Source organism: Pantoea sp. PNA 14-12 (assembly GCF_004364735.1).
Lineage (GTDB): Bacteria > Pseudomonadota > Gammaproteobacteria > Enterobacterales > Enterobacteriaceae > Pantoea > Pantoea stewartii.
Window position 1 is genome coordinate 1,411,016 of record NZ_SOAJ01000001.1, and the last position, 19,723, is coordinate 1,430,738.

At 53.8% G+C, this 19,723-nt stretch carries 21 protein-coding genes and 1 pseudogene; 14 read left to right on the forward strand and 8 right to left on the reverse strand.

All coding sequences use genetic code 11. The features are described 5' to 3' along the window. Nucleotides 1-8: 8 nt before the first annotated feature. The 6 genes and pseudogenes from C7434_RS06670 (at nucleotide 9) to C7434_RS06700 (ending at nucleotide 7,030) form a co-directional block, all read left to right on the forward strand. Nucleotides 9-1,571 (forward strand): anthranilate synthase component 1, encoded by a 1,563-nt coding sequence (locus tag C7434_RS06670; protein ID WP_054633693.1) that lies wholly within the window; start codon nucleotides 9-11, stop codon nucleotides 1,569-1,571. After that, nucleotides 1,571-3,164 (forward strand): annotated as a pseudogene (trpD, locus tag C7434_RS22155) (bifunctional anthranilate synthase glutamate amidotransferase component TrpG/anthranilate phosphoribosyltransferase TrpD). Before C7434_RS06670 ends, trpD begins: the two are co-directional and overlap by 1 nt. A 2-nt stretch (nucleotides 3,165-3,166) precedes the next feature. Next, nucleotides 3,167-4,528, forward strand: coding sequence for a bifunctional indole-3-glycerol-phosphate synthase TrpC/phosphoribosylanthranilate isomerase TrpF (gene trpCF, locus C7434_RS06685; protein ID WP_033741841.1), 1,362 nt, complete (start codon nucleotides 3,167-3,169; stop codon nucleotides 4,526-4,528). A 44-nt stretch (nucleotides 4,529-4,572) separates the two neighbouring features. Continuing rightward, nucleotides 4,573-5,763: a tryptophan synthase subunit beta gene (gene trpB, locus C7434_RS06690; RefSeq protein WP_033741842.1), complete on the forward strand. Its 1,191-nt coding sequence runs from the start codon at nucleotides 4,573-4,575 to the stop codon at nucleotides 5,761-5,763. Continuing rightward, nucleotides 5,763-6,566, forward strand: coding sequence for a tryptophan synthase subunit alpha (gene trpA, locus C7434_RS06695; protein WP_033741843.1), 804 nt, complete (start codon nucleotides 5,763-5,765; stop codon nucleotides 6,564-6,566). The genes trpB and trpA overlap by 1 nt, the downstream gene beginning before the upstream one ends. A 149-nt stretch (nucleotides 6,567-6,715) precedes the next feature. Then, nucleotides 6,716-7,030, forward strand: coding sequence for a BON domain-containing protein (locus C7434_RS06700; protein WP_006119359.1), 315 nt, complete (start codon nucleotides 6,716-6,718; stop codon nucleotides 7,028-7,030). 48 nt (nucleotides 7,031-7,078) lie between these two features. On the opposite strand, the gene ompW is transcribed toward C7434_RS06700, so the two are convergent. Then, nucleotides 7,079-7,711 carry an outer membrane protein OmpW gene (ompW, locus tag C7434_RS06705; protein WP_039342995.1) on the reverse strand — a complete coding sequence of 211 codons (633 nt, stop codon included), beginning with the start codon at nucleotides 7,709-7,711 and terminating at the stop codon, nucleotides 7,079-7,081. 252 nt (nucleotides 7,712-7,963) lie between these two features. On the opposite strand from ompW, the gene C7434_RS06710 reads away from it, so the two are divergent. Genes C7434_RS06710 through yciA form a run of 4 tightly spaced genes read left to right on the forward strand, consistent with a single transcriptional unit; the run spans nucleotide 7,964 to nucleotide 10,217 of the window. Continuing rightward, entirely contained in the window at nucleotides 7,964-8,380 is a 417-nt protein-coding gene (locus C7434_RS06710) for a YkgJ family cysteine cluster protein (RefSeq protein WP_033741845.1), read from the forward strand. A 27-nt stretch (nucleotides 8,381-8,407) separates the two neighbouring features. Further along, entirely contained in the window at nucleotides 8,408-9,142 is a 735-nt protein-coding gene (locus C7434_RS06715; RefSeq protein ID WP_033741847.1) for a YciC family protein, read from the forward strand. 56 nt (nucleotides 9,143-9,198) lie between these two features. Further along, nucleotides 9,199-9,738 carry a septation protein A gene (locus C7434_RS06720; RefSeq protein WP_006119363.1) on the forward strand — a complete coding sequence of 180 codons (540 nt, stop codon included), beginning with the start codon at nucleotides 9,199-9,201 and terminating at the stop codon, nucleotides 9,736-9,738. A gap of 56 nt (nucleotides 9,739-9,794) precedes the next feature. Next, nucleotides 9,795-10,217 (forward strand): acyl-CoA thioester hydrolase YciA, encoded by a 423-nt coding sequence (gene yciA / locus C7434_RS06725; protein WP_033741850.1) that lies wholly within the window; start codon nucleotides 9,795-9,797, stop codon nucleotides 10,215-10,217. Between the two features lie 103 nt (nucleotides 10,218-10,320). Here the strand turns inward: yciA and tonB are convergent, their stop codons facing one another. Beyond that, nucleotides 10,321-11,079: a TonB system transport protein TonB gene (gene tonB / locus C7434_RS06730; RefSeq protein WP_133745255.1), complete on the reverse strand. Its 759-nt coding sequence runs from the start codon at nucleotides 11,077-11,079 to the stop codon at nucleotides 10,321-10,323. Nucleotides 11,080-11,277: 198 nt separating this feature from the next. On the opposite strand from tonB, the gene C7434_RS06735 reads away from it, so the two are divergent. Together C7434_RS06735 and C7434_RS21930 are read left to right on the forward strand one after the other, a co-directional pair. After that, nucleotides 11,278-11,574 (forward strand): YciI family protein, encoded by a 297-nt coding sequence (locus C7434_RS06735; RefSeq protein ID WP_006119366.1) that lies wholly within the window; start codon nucleotides 11,278-11,280, stop codon nucleotides 11,572-11,574. 40 nt (nucleotides 11,575-11,614) lie between these two features. Further along, on the forward strand, nucleotides 11,615-11,788 hold the full coding sequence (locus C7434_RS21930) for a hypothetical protein (RefSeq protein ID WP_166649046.1): 174 nt from the start codon (nucleotides 11,615-11,617) through the stop codon (nucleotides 11,786-11,788). A gap of 29 nt (nucleotides 11,789-11,817) precedes the next feature. On the opposite strand, the gene C7434_RS06740 is transcribed toward C7434_RS21930, so the two are convergent. After that, on the reverse strand, nucleotides 11,818-11,991 hold the full coding sequence (locus C7434_RS06740; protein WP_006119368.1) for a YciY family protein: 174 nt from the start codon (nucleotides 11,989-11,991) through the stop codon (nucleotides 11,818-11,820). 162 nt (nucleotides 11,992-12,153) lie between these two features. Here C7434_RS06740 and cls point away from each other — a divergent pair, with 162 nt between their 5' ends. Together cls and C7434_RS06750 are read left to right on the forward strand one after the other, a co-directional pair. Next, nucleotides 12,154-13,614 (forward strand): cardiolipin synthase, encoded by a 1,461-nt coding sequence (cls, locus tag C7434_RS06745; protein WP_033741857.1) that lies wholly within the window; start codon nucleotides 12,154-12,156, stop codon nucleotides 13,612-13,614. 44 nt (nucleotides 13,615-13,658) lie between these two features. Next, entirely contained in the window at nucleotides 13,659-13,982 is a 324-nt protein-coding gene (locus tag C7434_RS06750) for an HI1450 family dsDNA-mimic protein (protein ID WP_006119371.1), read from the forward strand. A 47-nt stretch (nucleotides 13,983-14,029) separates the two neighbouring features. On the opposite strand, the gene oppF is transcribed toward C7434_RS06750, so the two are convergent. The 5 genes from oppF to oppA form a co-directional block, all read right to left on the reverse strand. Then, nucleotides 14,030-15,028, reverse strand: a complete 999-nt coding sequence (gene oppF / locus C7434_RS06755) for a murein tripeptide/oligopeptide ABC transporter ATP binding protein OppF (RefSeq protein ID WP_039343011.1) — start codon at nucleotides 15,026-15,028, stop codon at nucleotides 14,030-14,032. Next, nucleotides 15,025-16,038: an ABC transporter ATP-binding protein gene (locus tag C7434_RS06760; protein WP_006119374.1), complete on the reverse strand. Its 1,014-nt coding sequence runs from the start codon at nucleotides 16,036-16,038 to the stop codon at nucleotides 15,025-15,027. Before C7434_RS06760 ends, oppF begins: the two co-directional genes overlap by 4 nt. Before the next feature lie 11 nt (nucleotides 16,039-16,049). Beyond that, the gene (gene oppC / locus C7434_RS06765; RefSeq protein WP_133745256.1) at nucleotides 16,050-16,958 is read right to left on the reverse strand and encodes an oligopeptide ABC transporter permease OppC; all 909 of its coding nucleotides are present in this window, start codon (nucleotides 16,956-16,958) and stop codon (nucleotides 16,050-16,052) included. A 14-nt stretch (nucleotides 16,959-16,972) separates the two neighbouring features. Beyond that, complete coding sequence (oppB, locus tag C7434_RS06770) at nucleotides 16,973-17,893, reverse strand: oligopeptide ABC transporter permease OppB (protein ID WP_006119378.1); 921 nt, start codon at nucleotides 17,891-17,893, stop codon at nucleotides 16,973-16,975. 85 nt (nucleotides 17,894-17,978) lie between these two features. Further along, nucleotides 17,979-19,619, reverse strand: coding sequence for an oligopeptide ABC transporter substrate-binding protein OppA (gene oppA, locus C7434_RS06775; protein ID WP_039343014.1), 1,641 nt, complete (start codon nucleotides 19,617-19,619; stop codon nucleotides 17,979-17,981). Nucleotides 19,620-19,723 lie beyond the last annotated feature (104 nt).

The following is a 19,723-nucleotide window of genomic DNA, read 5'->3' on the forward strand; positions in this document are numbered from 1 at the left end:
AAATCATCATGCTCAATGCAAAACCTACAGTGAAGTTAATTACCGGTAACGCCCCTTATCGGGAAGATCCCGCCGCGGTTTTTCATCAGTTATGCGGCGCGCGCCCGTCAACGCTGCTGCTTGAATCTGCGGATATCGACAGCAAGGAAAATTTAAAAAGTCTGATGATCATCGACAGTGCCCTGCGTATCAGCGCGCTGGGTAACTGCGTCACTGTGCAAGCCCTGTCTGATAATGGTCGGGCGCTGCTGCCGCTGCTGGACGAGGCGCTTCCCGCCGAAATCAAAAATGAATCGCGCCCTGATGGCCGGGTGTTAACATTTACGACAACTCACGATCAGCAAGATGAAGACTCTCGCTTACGCGCCCTGTCGGTGTTTGATGCCCTGCGTGTGATTCCGCAGTTAGTGAACTCGCCCGCCGATGAGCGCGAAGCCGTGTTCGTTGGCGGCCTGTTTGCCTATGATCTGGTCGCGGGTTTTGAGGACCTGCCGACGCTCAGCAGTGAGCAGCGCTGCCCTGACTACTGTTTCTATCTGGCGGAAACCCTGCTGGTGCTCGATCACCAGGCACACAGTGCCCGCCTGCAGGCCAGCCTGTTCTGTCCGTCCACCCACGAATTCCAGCGTCTGCAAAGCCGTATTGAGCAGTTACACGGACAAATGCTGCAACCTGCACCTGCGTTGCCCGTCAAGCCGGTCGAAACGATGACGCTGACCACCAGCCAGAGCGATGAGGAATACTGTAATGTGGTGAGGAAGATGCAGGATGCTATTCGTATTGGTGAGATCTTCCAGGTCGTGCCATCACGTCGCTTCTCACTGCCCTGCCCGTCGCCGCTGGCCGCTTACGATACGTTAAAACGCAGTAATCCCAGCCCGTATATGTTCTTTATGCAGGATCAGGATTTTTCGCTCTTTGGCGCCTCGCCGGAAAGCTCGCTCAAGTACGACGCCGCCTCACGACAGATCGAAATTTACCCGATTGCCGGAACGCGTCCACGCGGTCGACATGCGGATGGCTCGCTGGACCGCGATCTGGACAGCCGTATCGAACTTGAAATGCGCACCGATCATAAAGAGCTGGCCGAGCACCTGATGCTGGTCGATCTCGCACGCAATGACCTGGCGCGCATTTGTCGTCCCGGAAGCCGCTACGTTGCGGATCTGACCAAGGTTGATCGTTATTCCTTTGTTATGCACCTGGTCTCACGCGTGGTGGGGACATTGCGTGAGGATCTGGATGTGCTACATGCCTACCGCGCCTGCATGAATATGGGCACGCTGAGCGGCGCGCCTAAAGTTCGCGCCATGCAACTGATCGCTGAAGCCGAAGGCACCCGACGCGGTATTTACGGCGGCGCTGTCGGCTATTTCACCGCCAACGGTGATTTGGATACCTGTATTGTGATCCGCTCAGCCTACGTGGAAGACGGCGTGGCCACTGTACAGGCCGGCGCGGGCGTGGTGCTCGACTCTAACCCACAGGCCGAGGCCGATGAAAGCCGCAATAAAGCCCGCGCGGTGCTGCGCGCTATCGCCACTGCTCATCACTGCAAGGAGATCTTCTGATGGCTGACATCCTGCTGCTGGATAACATCGACTCATTTACCTACAACCTTGTCGATCAACTGCGCACCTTTGGGCACAACGTGGTGATTTACCGCAACAACGTACCGGCCGCTTTGCTGATTGAACGTTTGCAGAGCATGGACAATCCTGTCCTGATGCTGTCACCCGGCCCTGGCGCGCCGAAAGACGCGGGCTGTATGCCCGAACTGCTGCGTGCGCTACGCGGAAAGTTACCGATTATCGGGATCTGCCTGGGCCATCAGGCGATTGTGGAAGCGTATGGCGGCCATGTCGGTCAGGCCGGTGAAATTTTGCATGGCAAAGCGTCATCCATTATCCATGACGGCGAGGCGATGTTTACCGGACTGAGTAATCCTCTTCCCGTTGCCCGTTACCACTCACTGGTGGGCAGCAATACACCAGACGAATTAACGGTCAATGCCAGCTACAACGGCATGGTGATGGCCGTCCGTCATGAACACGATCGGGTCTGCGGATTCCAGTTCCATCCTGAATCCATTTTAACCACTCAGGGCGCACGTCTGCTTGAACAGACACTTGCCTGGGCGCTGGCGAAGTAACAGGGAGAACGCAATGCAACCGATTCTGGAAAAACTTTACCAGTCGCATAGTCTGACGCAGGCAGAAAGCCACCAGCTGTTCAGCGCCATTATTACCGGCCAGCTTGAACCTACCCAACTGGCGGCGGCGTTGGTTGCGATGAAAGTCCGGGGCGAGAACCCGGAGGAAATCGCCGGGGCAGCCTGTGCCTTACTTGAAGATGCCAAACCGTTTCCGCGTCCGGATTATGCGTTCGCCGATATTGTGGGCACCGGCGGGGATGGCAGTAACAGCATTAATATTTCAACCGCCAGTGCCTTTGTCGCCGCTACCTGTGGTCTGAAGGTGGCAAAACATGGCAATCGCAGCGTATCCAGCAAATCGGGGTCATCCGACCTGCTGGCCGCTTTCGGGATTAACCTGGATATGCCCGCTGAGCTGGCGCGGCGCGCACTGGACGATCTGAATGTCTGCTTCCTGTTCGCACCGCAGTACCACACGGGCTTTCGCCATGCTATGCCGGTGCGTCAGCAGTTGAAGACCCGCACGTTGTTTAACGTTCTGGGGCCACTGATCAACCCTGCGCGCCCACCGTTAGCCGTTATTGGCGTGTACAGCCCTGAGCTGGTCTTGCCGATTGCTCAGACGCTGAAAGTATTAGGCTACCAGCGTGCAGCCGTGGTACATGGCGGCGGCATGGATGAGGTTGCCCTGCACGATGTGACACAGGTGGCCGAGCTGCGCGAAGGGGAAATCACCCGCTATCAGTTAAGTCCGGAGGATTTTGGTTTCGGATTCCATCCTAAAGACGCGCTGGCAGGCGGCACACCCGAAGAAAACCGTGACATTCTGACACGTTTACTCCAGGGTAATGGCGAGCAGGCCCATGAGGAGGCGGTTGCCGTGAATGTGGCCATGCTCCTGAAAGTATTTGGTAATGAAGATCTCCGTGAAAATGCACAGCGTGCGCTTAACGCCATCCGTAGCGGTCAGGCTTATGAGCGCGTGGTGGCTCTGGCATCAAGAGGATAATCATGCAGGGTACAGTGTTAGATAAAATCGTGAAAGACAAAGCCGTCTGGGTTGAAGCGCGTAAGCAGCAGCAACCGCTGGAAAGCTTCCAGCCGCGCATTGTTCCTTCCAGCCGTAGCTTTTATGACGCACTGCAGGGCACCCGCACTGCCTTTATTCTGGAATGCAAAAAGGCTTCGCCTTCAAAAGGGCTGATCCGCGATGATTTCGATCCCGAAATGATCGCCGGGGTGTATCGCCATTATGCTTCTGCCGTTTCGGTATTAACCGACGAAAAATATTTCCAGGGCGACTTTGCCTTTTTGCCCGTCGTTAGTGCTGCGATTACGCAGCCGGTGCTGTGTAAAGACTTTATCATCGACCCTTATCAAATTTATCTGGCGCGTTTTTATCAGGCTGACGCCATCCTGCTGATGCTGTCGGTCGTGGATGATGAGCAGTATCGTCAGCTTTCCGCCATCGCACACAGCCTGCAGATGGGCGTTTTGACTGAAGTCAGCAATGAGCAGGAGCTGGAACGCGCTATTGCGCTGGAAGCCAAAGTGGTCGGCATTAATAACCGCGACCTGCGCGATCTGTCGATTGATCTCAACCGGACGCGTCAGCTTGCGCCGCGTCTGGGGCAAGGTGTGACCGTTATCAGCGAATCGGGCATCAACAATTACCGCGATGTGCGTGAACTGAGTCATTTTGCAAATGGCTTCCTGATCGGTTCGGCATTGATGGAAGAAGAGGATCTTCACGCTGCGGTGCGACGTGTCACCCTGGGCAGCAACAAGGTATGCGGACTGACGCGCCCTGAAGATGCCTGCGCGGCCTGTGATGCCGGCGCTATTTACGGCGGAATTATTTTTGCCGAGGGCTCGCCGCGTCAGGTGGATACCGAGAAAGCACGTGCCGTGATAGCCGGTGCCCCGCTTAACTATGTGGGTGTGTTCCGCAATGCGGCAATAAGTGACATTGTCACTAAAGTGGAATCATTGCAGCTGTCTGCTGTGCAGTTGCATGGCGATGAAGACCACGCTTATGTGGCTGCGCTTTATCAGGCACTGCCTGAACAGGTACAAATCTGGAAAGCGCTCAGCATCAGCGACGCGTTGCCAGAACGTAACTGGCCGCATATTGACCGTTACGTTTTCGATAATGGTCAGGGCGGTTCGGGCCAGACCTTTGACTGGTCGCTGCTACACGGGCAGGACCTGAAGAATGTTCTGCTGGCCGGTGGGCTGAGCGCGGATAACTGTGTGGAAGCCGCACAGTTGGGTTGTGCAGGACTCGATTTTAATTCCGGTGTAGAAAGCGCGCCAGGCATCAAAGATGCCAGCAAAATTGCGGCGGTGTTCCGAACGCTTCGCGCCTACTGACTGGACTGGCCCGCCTGAAGGCGGGCACACAAAAGGATAGATCCATGACTTTACTTAATCCCTATTTCGGCGAGTTTGGCGGCATGTACGTGCCACAAATTCTGATGCCTGCGCTGAAGCAGCTTGAAGAAGCCTTTGTCAGCGCCCAAAAAGACCCTGAGTTTCAGGCTGAATTTACCGACCTGTTGAAAAACTATGCCGGCCGCCCGACAGCCTTAACCCTGTGCGGTAACCTGACCAAAGGCACTCAAACCCGCCTTTACCTGAAACGTGAAGATCTGCTGCACGGCGGCGCGCACAAAACGAACCAGGTACTGGGACAGGCGTTGCTGGCTAAACGGATGGGCAAAAACGAGATTATTGCGGAAACCGGAGCCGGTCAGCATGGTGTGGCTTCTGCCCTGGCCTGTGCGCTGCTGGGCATGAAATGCCGCATCTACATGGGCGCCAAGGATGTTGAGCGTCAGTCACCTAACGTCTTTCGTATGCGCCTGATGGGTGCCGAAGTGATTCCGGTTCACAGCGGTTCCGCCACCCTGAAAGATGCCTGTAACGAGGCGCTGCGTGACTGGTCGGGCAGCTATGAAACCGCCCACTATATGCTGGGCACCGCGGCCGGCCCGCACCCGTTCCCGACCATCGTGCGTGAGTTCCAGCGCATGATCGGTGAAGAGACGAAAAAACAGATTCTGGAAAAAGAAGGACGTCTGCCCGACGCCGTCATCGCCTGCGTCGGCGGCGGCTCCAATGCGATTGGCATGTTTGCCGATTTCATCGAGGAAGAGAGCGTCAAACTGATTGGCGTTGAGCCAGCGGGCCACGGTATCGAAACCGGTGAGCACGGCGCACCGCTGAAACACGGCCGGGTCGGCATCTACTTCGGGATGAAAGCCCCGATGATGCAGACCAGCGAAGGGCAAATCGAAGAGTCCTACTCGATTTCTGCCGGCCTCGATTTCCCGTCAGTCGGCCCTCAGCACGCCCATCTGAACAGCATCGGCCGCGCGGACTATGTTTCCGTCACCGACAATGAAGCGCTGGCAGCCTTTAAAACGCTTTGTCGTGCGGAAGGCATTATCCCTGCGCTTGAATCCGCCCATGCGCTGGCCCATGCTTTAAAAATGGCGAAGGCGGAGCCGGAGAAAGAGCAGCTGATTGTGGTGAACCTTTCTGGGCGGGGTGATAAAGATATCTTCACCGTTCACGATATTCTGACTGCGCAGGGAGAAATTTGATGGAACGTTATGATCGACTGTTTACGCGTCTGGCGGCGAAGAAAGAAGGTGCGCTGGTTCCCTTCGTAACTCTGGGTGACCCGTCACCTGCCCTGTCATTACGCATTATCGATGCGCTGGTAGAAGGCGGGGCTGACGCACTTGAACTGGGAATTCCCTTTTCTGATCCTTTAGCAGATGGTCCTACTATTCAAAGTGCAACACTGCGTGCCTTCGCTGGCGGAACGACGACGGCACAGTGTTTTGAAATGCTCGCGGCGATTCGTCAAAAATATCCCGAACTCCCGATAGGTTTACTGATGTATGCCAATCTGGTGTTCAGCAATGGTATTGATGACTTTTATGCGCGTTGTGCCAAAGCGGGGGTCGACTCTGTCCTCGTGGCTGATGTGCCCGTAGAGGAATCGGCACCTTTCCGTCAGGCGGCTATGCGTCACGGTATTGCGCCCATTTTCATCTGCCCACCGAACGCCAGCGATGAACTTCTGCGCGAAATCGCTTCTCACGGTCGCGGTTACACCTATCTGTTATCACGAGCGGGCGTGACGGGTACTGAAAAGCGGGCCAGCCTGCCACTTGATCATCTGATAACCCGCCTGAAGGAATACCATGCAGCCCCGCCGCTACAGGGCTTTGGCATTTCCGAACCTTCCCAGGTAAAAGACTCTCTCGCGGCAGGCACAGCCGGTGCAATTTCAGGTTCCGCTGTTGTGAAAATTATTGAAAAGCATCACGCCGAGCCAGAGGTCATGCTGGACGCATTGAGAACATTTATCCACGATCTCAAAGCCGCCACCCGCTAACAGCCTTCACCTTATGCCTTACCGCCCGGTAAGGCATGATTTCGCTGTTTTTTTTCGCTGTCCGTTTGCCCATTTCGGATTTTCTGCACCACAATTAACAGGCGCCGTTATGGTAACGACGTATCCTATTTGTGACAGGGAGAGAAGCAATGAAATGGTTTAAAGTGCTGGCAAGTGCCATGGTCGCGGCTGTTGTTGCATTAACACTCAGCGCCTGTGCGCCAACGCCAACGAAAGAAGGCACCGGCGGTTACATTGATGACACCGTGATTACCACCAAAGTGAAAGCCGAATTGTTAAAAGATGAGTCGCTGAAATCAACCGAAATCAACGTTGAAACCTTTAAAGGTAAAGTGCAGCTCAGCGGCTTTGTCAGCTCACCGCAAATGGCTAACCGTGCCGTTCAGGTGACCCGAAGCGTTGCTGGGGTAAGATCCGTCGTGAATAACATGCAAATTAAATAACGCCGTTTTAAACCCAAAAGGGCCACGCATTGCGTGGCCCTTTTTTCTTCAGAAGCGATAACCTGCGCCAAAGAAGAATACCCAGGGGTCAACACGCATATGAATATTTTGCTGCTGATCGCCCGATTTAAATTTCACGTTCGTATCAATATCCATGTACCACAATGATGCATTCAGCAGCCAGTCACGGTTAATCTGATAATCCAGCCCTACCTGACCGGCAATGCCCCACGAGTCTTTCACACTGAGATCACTTAATCCCGCATCACGACCGGTCTGATTAAACGTTGCATCGTAAAACGTCGTGTAGTTAATGCCGACGCCGACATAGGGTCGCGCTTTGCTTTGGCTGTCAAAGAAGTAGTACTGTGCCATCAGCGTTGGCGGCAATTGCCGGACCGTCGCCAGCGTGCCCGTTGGGCCAAGGCCAACTTTATGGCGGAACGGTGTGGCCGCCAGTAGCTCGACGCCAATATTGTCTGTCGCCATATAGGTAAACGTTAAGCCCAGTTGGGTATCATTACTGGCACTGAATCCGCCCATACCCAGTACGTTATCCGAGCCTTCGTTAGGTCGAACGGTGGCGCTACCTGCGCGAATAAAAAAATCACCTGCCTGGTGGGCCAGTGCCAGTTGAGGTAACGCAAGCGCCAGCAGCATGGCGCATTTAGCCAGTTTCATAGTCACTCCTGTGAGAAAGTAAGGTGCCTGCACTGAATCATTTTTTTGTGCGCACAGGTTTAACGCGTTTTTTTTATAAATGCATCTAAATCAAGACGGAAAAATGATATAAAAAACAATGAATTGACTCAGATCAATTTTATGCCCGTATCCCGGACACAAATAGTGCTTGCCGAAAAAATGGAGCGGCATTACTTTGCTCATCTCCCCCTGTGATTTTGGTTCGATGCCTTAGAGGTGGCGGGCGATCAAATGAGTGAAACTACAAACCCCTGTATTAGCTGTGGTGCCTGTTGTGCCCACTTCCGCGTCTCGTTTTACTGGGCTGAAGCCGACGATGCGGGCGGCCCCGTTCCCACAGAATTAACGGAACCTTTAAGTCTGATGATGCGAAATATGCGTGGGACGAACGATCGTTCGCCGCGCTGTATTGCGCTTGAAGGGGAAATCGGCCACTGCGTGTCGTGCAGTATTTATGAGAACCGCCCCTCGCCCTGCCGGGAGTTTGCTATGTCCGGCGAAAACGGGATCGGGAATGAAGGCTGCGATCGGGCCCGGGCACGCTATGGCCTTCCCGCACTGTTTCACCCATCTTTACCTGTTATGACAGAAAGTTATCCGGTTGCGGGTGCCAGCGAGCCGCCAGAACATGTACAATCGACGGGTTAATTAACCCGGTTCTTTCAAGGAGTGTACATGTCTATCACGGCAAGATCGTTATACCGTGACACAGGAAATTTTTTTCGTCATCAACTGATTACCCTGGTGCTGATGTCACTGTTGACCGCGTTTGTCACAGTGATGCTTTTACATGCCTTCACACCGGGTGACGATCAAATGGCGATCCTGCAGCAAGGCGATATCAGCAGTGCCTCGCTGTTTGAAATGGTGCAGAGCATGTCACCCGAACAGCAGCAGGTTCTGCTGCGTGCGTCTGCTGCGGGTACTTTTGCAGGCCTTGTCGGCAATACGCTGCTGTTGGGCGGTATGCTGTGCCTGATTCCGCTGGTATCGTCTGGCCAGCGCGTGAGCGCGCTGCGTGCCATTGGTACATCCGCGCCTTTATTACCGAAACTGCTGCTGCTGACCTTTTTGATCACCCTGGTCGCCCAACTGGGTTTTATGGTTCTGGTGGTGCCTGGCGTGCTGCTTACCATCGTGCTCTCGTTGTCGCCAATCATTCTGGCAAATGAAAAACTGGGCGTTATCGCCGCCATGCGCGCCAGCATGCGCATGGCCTGGAAAAACGTCAGACTGATTGCACCAGCCATTATTCTGTGGCTGCTGGCAAAACTGGCAGTGATGTTTTTCTTTACCTCGTTAGTGGTGCTGCCGATGAACGTGTCGACGGTGATTTTCACCGCTATCGGGAATCTGATTTCAACCCTGTTAGTAATTTACCTGTACCGGCTTTATATGCTGTTACGTTGATTGTCCGTGCGCCTTGGGGCGCACTGGCCGGGAATACCGCCTTAACTGGAATGACTATGAAGCAGTTACTCGACTTTCTTCCCCTTGTGGTTTTCTTTATTTTTTATAAGTTGTACGACATCTTCGTCGCCTCAGGAGCCCTGGTTGTCGCGACCGGCCTGGCGCTGGTGGCAAGCTGGGTGCTCTATCGCAAGCTTGAAAAAATGACCATTTTTACGTTTGTGCTGGTGGCGGTGTTTGGCACGCTCACCCTGGTTTTCCATAATGATGAATTTATTAAATGGAAAGTCACGGTGATCTACAGCCTGTTTGCGCTGGCGTTACTGTTCAGCCAGTGGTTTATGAAACAGCCGTTAATTCAGACCATGTTGGGAAAAGAGCTGGAGTTACCCAACACCGTATGGCGCAATCTGAATATTGCCTGGGCCCTCTTCTTTTTATTGTGTGGTCTGGCGAATATCTATGTGGCATTTTGGTTACCTCAGTCAGTCTGGGTTAACTTTAAAGTGTTTGGGCTGACCGGCCTGACGCTGCTCTTTACCTTACTGAGTGGGCTCTATATCTGGCGTAAGATGCCGCAACAACAGCAAAAATAAACCTGCTGCCCGTCTGTGCGGGCAGCCTTTCTTTCATTACATAAGAAAACAACGCAATGGACGAAAAACATAAATTGCCCCAGGGCGAAATGGTCATGCGGACGCTCGCGATGCCTGCGGATACTAACGCAAACGGCGACATCTTCGGTGGCTGGTTAATGTCGCAAATGGATATGGGCGGTGCCATTCTGGCAAAAGAAATCGCCGAGGGCCGTGTCGTCACCGTCAGAGTGGATGGTATGACCTTTTTAAAACCCGTCGCGGTCGGCGATGTTGTCAGTTGCTACGCACAGTGCATTCGCACGGGCAACAGCTCAATGACGATCAATGTGCAGGTATGGATTAAGAAAGTGTCGTCTGAGCCTATTGGTCAGACCTATTGCGCAACCGAAGCGGTCTTTATTTATGTTGCGGTGGACAATGAAGGCCATCCCCGTCAGCTGCCTGCGGGACGGGATAATCAGTCAGCCCCTGCCTGAGTGCGGTTCAGCCTGACATCGCAGACAGGCTGAATCTGAACCGGACCCGGGCGGGTCCGGGCCCGCTTAGCCGACTTCACGTTGCTGAAACGCCTCACAAGCCTTATTCAAGGCTGGCCCCGCCGTTAATTTTAAACACAATATTCATCGTCAGACCGGTACCGGGCTTACCGCTTTGATAGCGCCACGAACGCATGGCCTGTTTGACGCTGCGCTCAAACATGTTGCGCGGTTCCGCAGACAGAATATCAATGTTGTCGACCCGTCCGTCACTGTCCACATCAAATTTCACTCTGACACGGCCTTCTACTCGCAGGGCCGCCGCGCGTGGCGGATAGGCTGGCTTGCTGATATTCAGCGCTTTTGGGCCGGTTGAGGCCGTCTGCGCAGGTGTTGCTGACGGTGTCGCTTTCGGCGCTGTCGCAGGCTTAGTCTGTGTTGCAGGCGCATCCTGCTTAAAGGGGTTGGCCTGGGGCTTCGCTTCCTCACGCGGTTTTACTTCGCGTTTTGGCTGTGTATGTTTGGGCGGGTGCCGCGGTCTGGGTTTTGGCTCAGGTTTGGGTTCCGGTTTGGGAATCGGCACTGGCTCAGCTTTAGGCGGTTCCGGAGCGGGTTTCGGCTCTGCCACAGGCTCGGGGGCTGGCTGGGGGTCCGGTTGCGGTGTCGGTTGTGTGATTGCGGGTTCAGGCTGAACCTCGGGCGCGACCATTGTCACACTGATTGGCTGGGATGCTTTGGGCAGTTCTCGGGTTTGATGAAAAGACGCATAGAGAATACCGGCAATGACTGCACCATGGAGCACAACGGACAACATCATGGCGACAGGCGTGCGTTTCGGTAAAGGCATAGTCAGCGTGGTCATAACAATCGCAGTTATCAAATGAAGCCCTGATTTTAAATGCAAATAGCAATCAGTTTCAATAATCACCTTAGTGCCGGGCGAAAAAAGCCCCTTTAGCCCATTATGCTCAGCACGTTATTGACGCAAGGTTTCGTTTGCACTCTACTTAACTATCCCTTACCGTGTTGCAAAATTTATAGAGTCAATGGGAGCGCCCTAGTGCTTTACGTCATTTATGCTGAAGATAACGCCGATTCTCTGGAAAAACGCAACGCGGTGCGCCCCGCTCACCTTGCGCGTCTGAAGCTGCTGCATGAAGAAGGCCGTTTGATCGTTGCAGGCCCCATGCCTGCGGTTGACAGTAACGATCCTGGCGTAGCCGGTTTCACCGGCTCCACGGTGATTGCAGAGTTCCCGTCACTGGAAACGGCCCAGGCCTGGGCAGCGGACGATCCCTATATTGCGGCGGGTGTTTACAAACACGTCAGCGTCAAGCCGTTTAAGCGGGTTTTCTGAGCCCGCCGACAACACTGACGCTTCTACAGAGATAGTCTGAATGCATGCCATTATCATGGCCCTGCTGCTGGTCATCACCCTGCTTTTGGGGGGCGCGTTGTATCTGTGGCGAAAGCACGGCTGGCGAAACAAAAAGCACCTGATCGTCATGCTGATTGTACTGGCGGCAGCCGTCCAGTTGGTTAACGTGAACTTATTGATGACCGGACAGTAATTTAACAGCCGCTTCGCGCGGCTGCGTCATCAGAGATTTTGTGTGATAAACAGAATGGAACGACGTTGCTGTTGCGCCAGTTGATGGCGAATCCCGTGGATGCGTTTATAGCGGCGTGACTGCCCTTCCAGCCAGCGCGAACGTCGACGCTGCACCTGACGCAACATTCTCCAGCGGGCCACTTCGTTTCTGCTTCGTCTCATAACTTCCTCTCTGACATCTGACTCACGCGCACGCATTATAGAGATCTCTGCGCTAATGCCAAATCGGATCTTGCATTGACATACCACGATGATTAAGGGTTTCACTCCCTACCATCTCCACGTAAACTTCTCAGATTCAAGCGCGAACAGGATGTCCACTTAATGACGACGTTTTATACGCTTATCAGTTGGTTATTGGTATTTGGTTACTGGTTATTGATTGCGGGTATTACCCTGCGCATTCTGATGAAGCGACGAGCCGTAACCTCGGCAATGGCATGGCTGCTGATTATTTTTATTCTGCCACTGGTTGGCATTATTGCTTATCTGTCGTTTGGTGAATTGCATCTGGGTAAACGCCGGGCTGAACGCGCGCGAACGATGTGGCCCTCTACCGCCCGCTGGCTGAATGATCTTAAAAAGCGTACCGAAATCTTTGCCACCGATTACAGCGATGTCGCGCAGGCGTTATTTCAGTTGTGCAACAACCGTCAGGGCATCGCAGGGGTAAAAGGGAATCAGTTACAGCTGTTGACCAGTTCGGACGATGTAATGAAAGCCCTTATCAGGGATATTCAGCTGGCCCGGCACAATATTGAGATGGTGTTTTATATCTGGAATCCGGGCGGACTGGCGGATGAAGTCGCCGAATCCCTGATGGCCGCGTCGCGGCGCGGTGTTCACTGCCGCCTTATGCTGGATTCCGCAGGGAGCGTCGCCTTCTTCCGCAGCCCGTGGGTCGGGATGATGCGTAATGCGGGTATTGATGTGGTTGAGGCGCTACAGGTCAGCCTGCTACGTGTCTTTCTGCGTCGTATGGATTTACGTCAGCATCGCAAAATGGTGTTGATTGACAACTATATCGCCTATACCGGCAGCATGAATCTGGTGGACCCGCGCTTTTTTAAACAGGACGCGGGCGTGGGTCAGTGGGTCGATCTGATGGCGCGTATGGAAGGGCCGGTATCAACCGCCATGGGGATCGTTTACAGCTGTGACTGGGAAATTGAGACCGGCAAGCGTATTCTGCCCCCACCGCCCGACCGCAATATTATGCCGTTCGAACAGGAAAGTGGTCATACCGTTCAGGTGATCGCTTCCGGTCCCGGTTTCCCCGAGGATTTAATTCATCAGGCGTTGCTTACGGCGGTCTACTCTGCCCGCGAACAGCTGATCATGACCACGCCTTATCTGGTGCCCAGTGACGATCTGCTGCATGCCATCTGCACGGCTGCGCTACGTGGCGTCAATGTGAGTCTGGTGGTTCCCCGGCACAACGACTCTTTGCTGGTAAGCTGGGCCAGCCGCTCGTTTTTTAGTGAGCTGCTTGAGGCCGGCGTTAAGATCTACCAGTTTGAAGATGGCCTGCTGCATACCAAAAGCGTGCTGGTCGATGGTCAGTTGAGTTTAGTGGGGACCGTAAATCTCGATATGCGCAGCTTATGGCTGAATTTCGAAATCACACTCGCCGTCGATGATGCCGGATTTGGCAGCGATTTGGCCTGCGTCCAGGACGACTATATTGCCCGTTCGCGTCTGCTTGACGCCAGACGGTGGGCAAAACGTGCCTGGTGGAAGCGGATTGTCGAACGACTGTTTTACTTCTTTAGTCCTTTACTGTAAAACGAGCGAAATTACGAACCGCCCTCAGATAAACGGGACCGAAAATGGATCTGAACAACCGCCTGACAGAAGACGAAACGCTGGAACAGGCCTACGACATTTTTCTTGAACTGGCAGGTGACAACCTTGACCCTGCAGACATTATTCTTTTCAATCTGCAGTTTGAAGAGCGTGGCGGCGCAGAACTGTTTGATCCGGGCGAAGACTGGCAGGAGCACGTGGACTTCGATTTGAACCCCGACTTTTTCTCTGAAGTGGTCATTGGTCTGGGCGAAGCAGACGGCGAACCTATTACCGATGTGTTTGCGCGCGTACTGCTGTGTCGGGAAAAAGATCACAAGCTGTGCCATATTTTATGGCGTGAGTAGTCCTCACCTCGTAACGAAAACGCCGGGCAACAGCCCGGCGTTTTGGTTTAAAGCGGATCCACCTTCAGGCAGGACACCGCATGGCGAAAGCTGCCTTCGAGCAGCGGCCGCGTTTTGGCGCATTCCGGTCCGGCAATCGGGCAGCGGGTGCGGAAAACGCACCCGGATGGCGGATTGATCGGCGACGGTAACTCCCCTTCCAGCAACTGAATCTGCTTATTTTTTTCCAGATCCGGATCGGGAATCGGTACGGCTGACATCAGCGCTTTGGTATAAGGATGCTGCGGATGGGTATACACCTCATCGTAGGTGCCCAGCTCCACCGCGTGGCCCAGATACATCACCAGTACGCGATCCGAGATGTGCTTCACCACCGCCAGGTCGTGGGCGATAAAGATCAGCGACAGCCCCATTTCTCGCTGCAGTTGCTGTAGCAGGTTGACCACCTGCGCCTGAATGGACACATCCAGTGCAGAGACCGGTTCATCACAGATGATCAGTTTAGGCTCAAGAATCAATGCACGCGCAATGCCGATACGCTGACACTGACCGCCTGAAAACTCGTGCGGATACCGGTTAATCAGGTTAGGCAACAAGCCCACTTTCATCATCATCGTTTTGACGCGATCTTTGATGTCCTGGCGAGAAAGCTCAGGGTGATAGGTGCGTAAGGGCTCGGCGATAATATCGCCGATGGTCATGCGCGGGTTAAGCGAGGCCAGCGGATCCTGAAATATCATCTGGATATCGCTACGCGCCTTACGCCACTCTTCCTCACTCTGCCCCAGCAGGTTACGGCCAAGCCAGGTGACACGGCCTTCCGTGGCTTTTACTAACCCGATAATCGCTCGTGCCAGCGTGGATTTACCGCAGCCGGATTCGCCCACCACACCCAGCGTTTCTCCTTCGTACAGACGCAGACTGACGCCATCCACGGCCTTCAGCGTTTTTGGCGGCTGCCAGAACCACTGCTTGTCATCCTTGATGTCGAAATGAACTTTCAGATCGGCAATTTCGAGTAGGACTTTTTTTTCTGCCAGGCTCATACGAGTTCCTCCACCGGCTTAAAGCAGGCGCGTAAGCGCCCTTCTGCAAACGGTAACAGCGGCGGTGCTTTGGAACAGATATCCATGGCATGCGGACAGCGCGGCTGGAACGGACAACCCTGCGGCAGACGCAGCAGGTTTGGTGGATTACCCGGAATGGTGGTCAGGCTTTCACCTTCTGCATCCAGTCTTGGCACCGCATTCAGGAGACCAATCGAGTAGGGGTGAGCCGGCTGATAAAACACATCGCGCGCGCGACCGTATTCCATGGTGCGGCCGGCATACATCACCAGCACTTTATCGCAGATCCCGGCCACAACGCCCAGATCGTGGGTAATCATGATGATCGCCGTATTGAACTCGCGCTTCAGCTCATTCAGCAGCGTCATAATCTGCGCCTGCACCGTAACATCCAGTGCGGTCGTCGGTTCATCCGCAATCAGCAGCTTAGGCCGGCACAGGAGCGCCATCGCGATCATCACGCGCTGACGCATCCCGCCCGAAAACTCATGTGGGTACATCTTCATGCGTTTGCGGGCTTCAGGCATTTTTACCGCGTCCAGCATTTTCACCGACTCTTCAAAGGCCTGAGCGCTGCTCATGCCTTTGTGCAGTTTCAGCACTTCCATTAACTGTTCGCCGACCCGCATATACGGATTCAGTGATGTCATGGGATCCTGAAAAATCATCGCGATTTGTTCAGCGCGCAGCCGGTTTAACTGTTTTTCCGGCAGATTAAGAATCTCTTTACCGTTGAACAACGCAGAGCCGCCAATGCGGCCATTGCTGGCCAGCAGGCCCATCAGCGCAAACGCGGTTTGCGATTTACCCGAGCCTGACTCACCGACAATGCCCAGGGTTTCCCCGGCACGCAGTGAGAAATTGAGATCGTTCACGGCGGTGACATCACCGTCATGGGTGCCGAACGTAACACGTAAGTCTTTCACTTCAAGCAACAGGTCGCTTCCCGCGCGTGCAGCCTGAGCAGGCTGAAATTCATGAATAGTCATCGGGAAACTCCTTAACGATCTTTGGGGTCGAGGGCATCACGCAGGCCATCGCCAATAAAGTTAAAACAGAACAGCGTGACCACCAGGAAAATGGCCGGGAACAGCAACAGCCACGGCGAAACTTCCATGGAGTTAGCCCCATCGCTCAACAGCGCGCCCCAGCTACTCAGCGGCTCCTGGGTGCCCAGGCCGAGAAAGCTCAGGAATGATTCGAACAGAATCATGCTGGGCACCAGCAGCGAGGCGTAAACCACCACCACGCCCAGTACGTTAGGCACGATATGGCGCGTCACGATTTTCCAGGTCGAAACGCCGCCGACATGCGCCGCTTCAATAAACTCTTTGCGCTTCAGGCTCAGAGTTTGTCCACGCACGATACGCGCCATGTCCAGCCACGACACCATACCGATAGCAGCAAAAATCAGCAGGATGTTACGGCCAAAGAAGGTGACCAACAGAATGACGAAAAACATAAACGGGAAGGAGTTAAGGATTTCCAGAATACGCATCATCACGGAGTCGGTTTTTCCACCAAGGTAACCGGCAATGGAACCGTAGAGCGTTCCCACCACCACGGCGATCAGCGCGGCGGCAATGCCCACCATTAACGAAATACGACCGCCAATGGCGACGCGCACCAGCAGATCACGCCCCGATGAGTCGGTCCCAAACCAGTGTCCGGACGTGGTATCTGGCGGGGATGACATCATTCCCCAGTCGGTATCGAAATAGGAGAACGGTGACAACATGGGCGCGAAAATTACAAACAGCGTGATTAACATCAGCACCATCAGGCTGATTAACGCGGCCCGGTTATGAATAAAACGGCGACGGGCATCCTGCCACAGGCTACGCCCTTCGACTTCCAGTTTTTCACTGAATGCATCAAGAGCTTCGCTATTTTTCTTACTTAACATCATGGCGAACTCCAGAATCAGTAGCGAATTTTCGGGTCGATAACGGCATAGAGCACATCAACGATCGCGTTAAACAGAATGGTCAACAGCCCCACCAGAATCGTCAGGCTCAGTACCAGCGAGTAGTCACGGTTAAGCGCGCCGTTGACAAACAGCTGACCGATACCGGGCAGTCCGTAAATAGATTCAATCACCATAGAGCCAGTAATAATGCCCACAAATGCCGGTCCCATATAGGAAATAACCGGCAACAGTGCTGGCTTGAGCGCGTGACGTAAAACGATACGACGTAACGGCAACCCTTTGGCTCGCGCGGTACGGATAAAGTTGGAATGCATCACCTCAATCATCGAGCCACGAGTGATACGCGCGATACTGGCAATGTAAGCCAGGGATAACGCCACCATCGGCAGCAGCATATAGTTCCACTGTCCACCGTTCCAGCCGCCACCCGGCAGCCATTTCAGCGTAATGGCGAAAATCAGGACTAACAGCGGGGCAACCACAAAACTCGGTATGACCACGCCGGTCATTGCCACCCCCATGACGACGTAATCCCACAGGGTGTTTTGCTTCAGCGCGGCGATAACCCCTGCCGTCACGCCCAGTACCACGGCCAGGATAAAGGCAGCAAGGCCCAGTTTGGCCGACACCGGAAAGGCATGACCAACCAGGTAGTTCACCGAATAGTCTTTATATTTAAAGGAGGGGCCAAAGTCGCCATGGGCCAGTTGAATCAGGTAATCAACATATTGCTTGCCAATGGGATCGTTGAGGTGATATTTCGCCTCGATATTCGCCATCACCTCTGGCGACAGCGTACGCTCACCCGTGAACGGACTGCCGGGGGCCAGTCGCATCATAAAGAAGGAGATAGTAATAAGGACGAAAAGCGTCGGGATGGCTTCAAGTAACCGACGCAAAATGAATTTTAACATTGCCGTACCTACCAGGCTGGTGCTTCACATTGCATTAAAAAATACAGGCGGCGCTCATGGCGCCGCCGCTGTTCTTGGTGTTCTGTTAGTGCTTAATGATGTACAGGTTTCTGTCTGCGACGTTATCCAGCGGATCTTTACCGGTATAACCGCCGACATACGGTTTCACCAGACGGGTGTTCACGTAGTAGTACAATGGCACGATGGCAGAGTCTTTATCCAGCTGCTGCTCAGCTTTTTCATAGTCAGCCGACCGGGCTTTATCATCGGTCGTGGCCAGGGCATCTTTCATCAGCTTGTCGAAGGCCGGGCTCTTGTAGTGCGCGGTGTTGTTACTGCTGTCAGACAGCATGGTATTCAGGAACGACGTCGGTTCGTTATAGTCTGCACACCAGCCTGCACGTGCAACGTCGAAGTTGCCCTGATGACGCGTATCCAGAAAGGTTTTCCACTCCTGGTTCTCCAGCTTCACTTTCACACCCAGATTTTTGGCCCAAATCGACGAGGCGGCAATGGCCAGTTTTTTATGCAGATCGGAGGTGTTGTACAGGAGCGTAAACGTTAACGGTTTGTCTGCCGTGTAACCGGCTTCAGCCAGCAGCTTTTTGGCTTCAGCATTACGTTTTTCCTGTGACCAGGTAAACCACTCTGGCTTCACCAGCTCCATACCATCTGTTGCAGGTGGCGTGTAGCTGTAGGCTGGCTTCTGGCCCTGCGCCAGTACTTTATCCACGATAATGTCGCGGTCGATACCCAGTTTCAATGCGGCACGTACGCGCGGATCGGTGAAAGGCGCTTTCTGGTTATTAATTTCGTAATAGTAGGTGCACAGATAGGGGTCAACATGCAGCTCTTTACCGTTGTCACGCTGTAATTTTTTGAACAGCTCAATCGGCAGATTGTTATAGGTCATGTCACTGCCGTTATCAGAGAAGTAACGGTTAACATCACTGACTTCTGACGAAATGGGCAGGAAGGTGACTTTGTTCAGCACGGTATGCGCGTTATCCCAGTAATCAGGGTTGCGCACAACGGTAATACGTTCGTTAATGACGTGAGATTCCAGCTTAAAGGCACCGTTGCTGACGATATTTTCAGGCTGGGTCCACTTATCACCGAATTTCTCAATAACCGCTTTGTTTACCGGCGACATTGAGGAGTGAATCAGTAATTTATAGAAATACGGAACCGGCTCGCTCAGGGTCACTTGCAGCGTATGATCGTCAAGCGCCTTCACGCCCAAATCTGTTGGCGGTTTCTTACCGGCGATAATATCGTCAACGTTGGCCAGGTGACCGTATTGCAGATAGCTGGCATAAGGAGACGCGGTTTTCGGATCGGCCAGACGCTGCCAGCTGTAAACGAAATCCTGAGCAGTCACCGGCTCACCGTTTGACCATTTGGCATTTTTGCGCAGATGGAAGGTCCAGACTTTAAAGTCTTTATTATCCCAGCTCTCTGCCACGCCAGGAATCGGATGGCCGTTGGTATCGCTGATCACCAGTCCTTCAAACAGGTCACGGCTGACGTTCGATTCCGGTACGCCTTCAATTTTGTGCGGATCCAGCGACTGAACCTCGCTACCGTTTCCTTTTACCAGCTCCTGCTTCGCGGCCAGCTCAACCCCGGCAGGGACCGTGGCGGCGATAACGCTGTTGGCTGTGAGCGCACTCATCGCTGCAAAGACGCTGGCAGCAATCAGGGTTTTCTTCGTGATGTTGTTCATTCTTAACTCCAGTTTTTTTATTTTCACCGAGGGTGTTTGCGACCTCAGTGTTCCCCGTATTCGGGCCCCGGTGTTTTCACCTGGGGAGCATTGACCCTGTAGCG

Excerpts from the sequence above, each read along its gene's own strand:
- trpA (WP_033741843.1), top strand. The coding sequence starts at position 5,763 with ATGGAACGTTATGATCGACTGTTTACGCGTCTGGCGGCGAAGAAAGAA.
- C7434_RS06760 (WP_006119374.1), bottom strand. The coding sequence starts at position 16,038 with ATGACTATTCATGAATTTCAGCCTGCTCAGGCTGCACGCGCGGGAAGC.
- ompW (WP_039342995.1), bottom strand. The coding sequence starts at position 7,711 with ATGAAACTGGCTAAATGCGCCATGCTGCTGGCGCTTGCGTTACCTCAA.
- C7434_RS06740 (WP_006119368.1), bottom strand. The coding sequence starts at position 11,991 with ATGAGACGAAGCAGAAACGAAGTGGCCCGCTGGAGAATGTTGCGTCAG.
- C7434_RS06750 (WP_006119371.1), top strand. The coding sequence starts at position 13,659 with ATGGATCTGAACAACCGCCTGACAGAAGACGAAACGCTGGAACAGGCC.
- oppF (WP_039343011.1), bottom strand. The coding sequence starts at position 15,028 with ATGAGCCTGGCAGAAAAAAAAGTCCTACTCGAAATTGCCGATCTGAAA.
- C7434_RS06720 (WP_006119363.1), top strand. The coding sequence starts at position 9,199 with ATGAAGCAGTTACTCGACTTTCTTCCCCTTGTGGTTTTCTTTATTTTT.
- C7434_RS21930 (WP_166649046.1), top strand. The coding sequence starts at position 11,615 with ATGCATGCCATTATCATGGCCCTGCTGCTGGTCATCACCCTGCTTTTG.
- trpCF (WP_033741841.1), top strand. The coding sequence starts at position 3,167 with ATGCAGGGTACAGTGTTAGATAAAATCGTGAAAGACAAAGCCGTCTGG.
- trpB (WP_033741842.1), top strand. The coding sequence starts at position 4,573 with ATGACTTTACTTAATCCCTATTTCGGCGAGTTTGGCGGCATGTACGTG.
- oppB (WP_006119378.1), bottom strand. The coding sequence starts at position 17,893 with ATGTTAAAATTCATTTTGCGTCGGTTACTTGAAGCCATCCCGACGCTT.
- C7434_RS06700 (WP_006119359.1), top strand. The coding sequence starts at position 6,716 with ATGAAATGGTTTAAAGTGCTGGCAAGTGCCATGGTCGCGGCTGTTGTT.
- C7434_RS06670 (WP_054633693.1), top strand. The coding sequence starts at position 9 with ATGCTCAATGCAAAACCTACAGTGAAGTTAATTACCGGTAACGCCCCT.
- cls (WP_033741857.1), top strand. The coding sequence starts at position 12,154 with ATGACGACGTTTTATACGCTTATCAGTTGGTTATTGGTATTTGGTTAC.
- oppC (WP_133745256.1), bottom strand. The coding sequence starts at position 16,958 with ATGATGTTAAGTAAGAAAAATAGCGAAGCTCTTGATGCATTCAGTGAA.
- tonB (WP_133745255.1), bottom strand. The coding sequence starts at position 11,079 with ATGACCACGCTGACTATGCCTTTACCGAAACGCACGCCTGTCGCCATG.
- C7434_RS06710 (WP_033741845.1), top strand. The coding sequence starts at position 7,964 with ATGAGTGAAACTACAAACCCCTGTATTAGCTGTGGTGCCTGTTGTGCC.
- C7434_RS06715 (WP_033741847.1), top strand. The coding sequence starts at position 8,408 with ATGTCTATCACGGCAAGATCGTTATACCGTGACACAGGAAATTTTTTT.
- oppA (WP_039343014.1), bottom strand. The coding sequence starts at position 19,619 with ATGAACAACATCACGAAGAAAACCCTGATTGCTGCCAGCGTCTTTGCA.
- yciA (WP_033741850.1), top strand. The coding sequence starts at position 9,795 with ATGGACGAAAAACATAAATTGCCCCAGGGCGAAATGGTCATGCGGACG.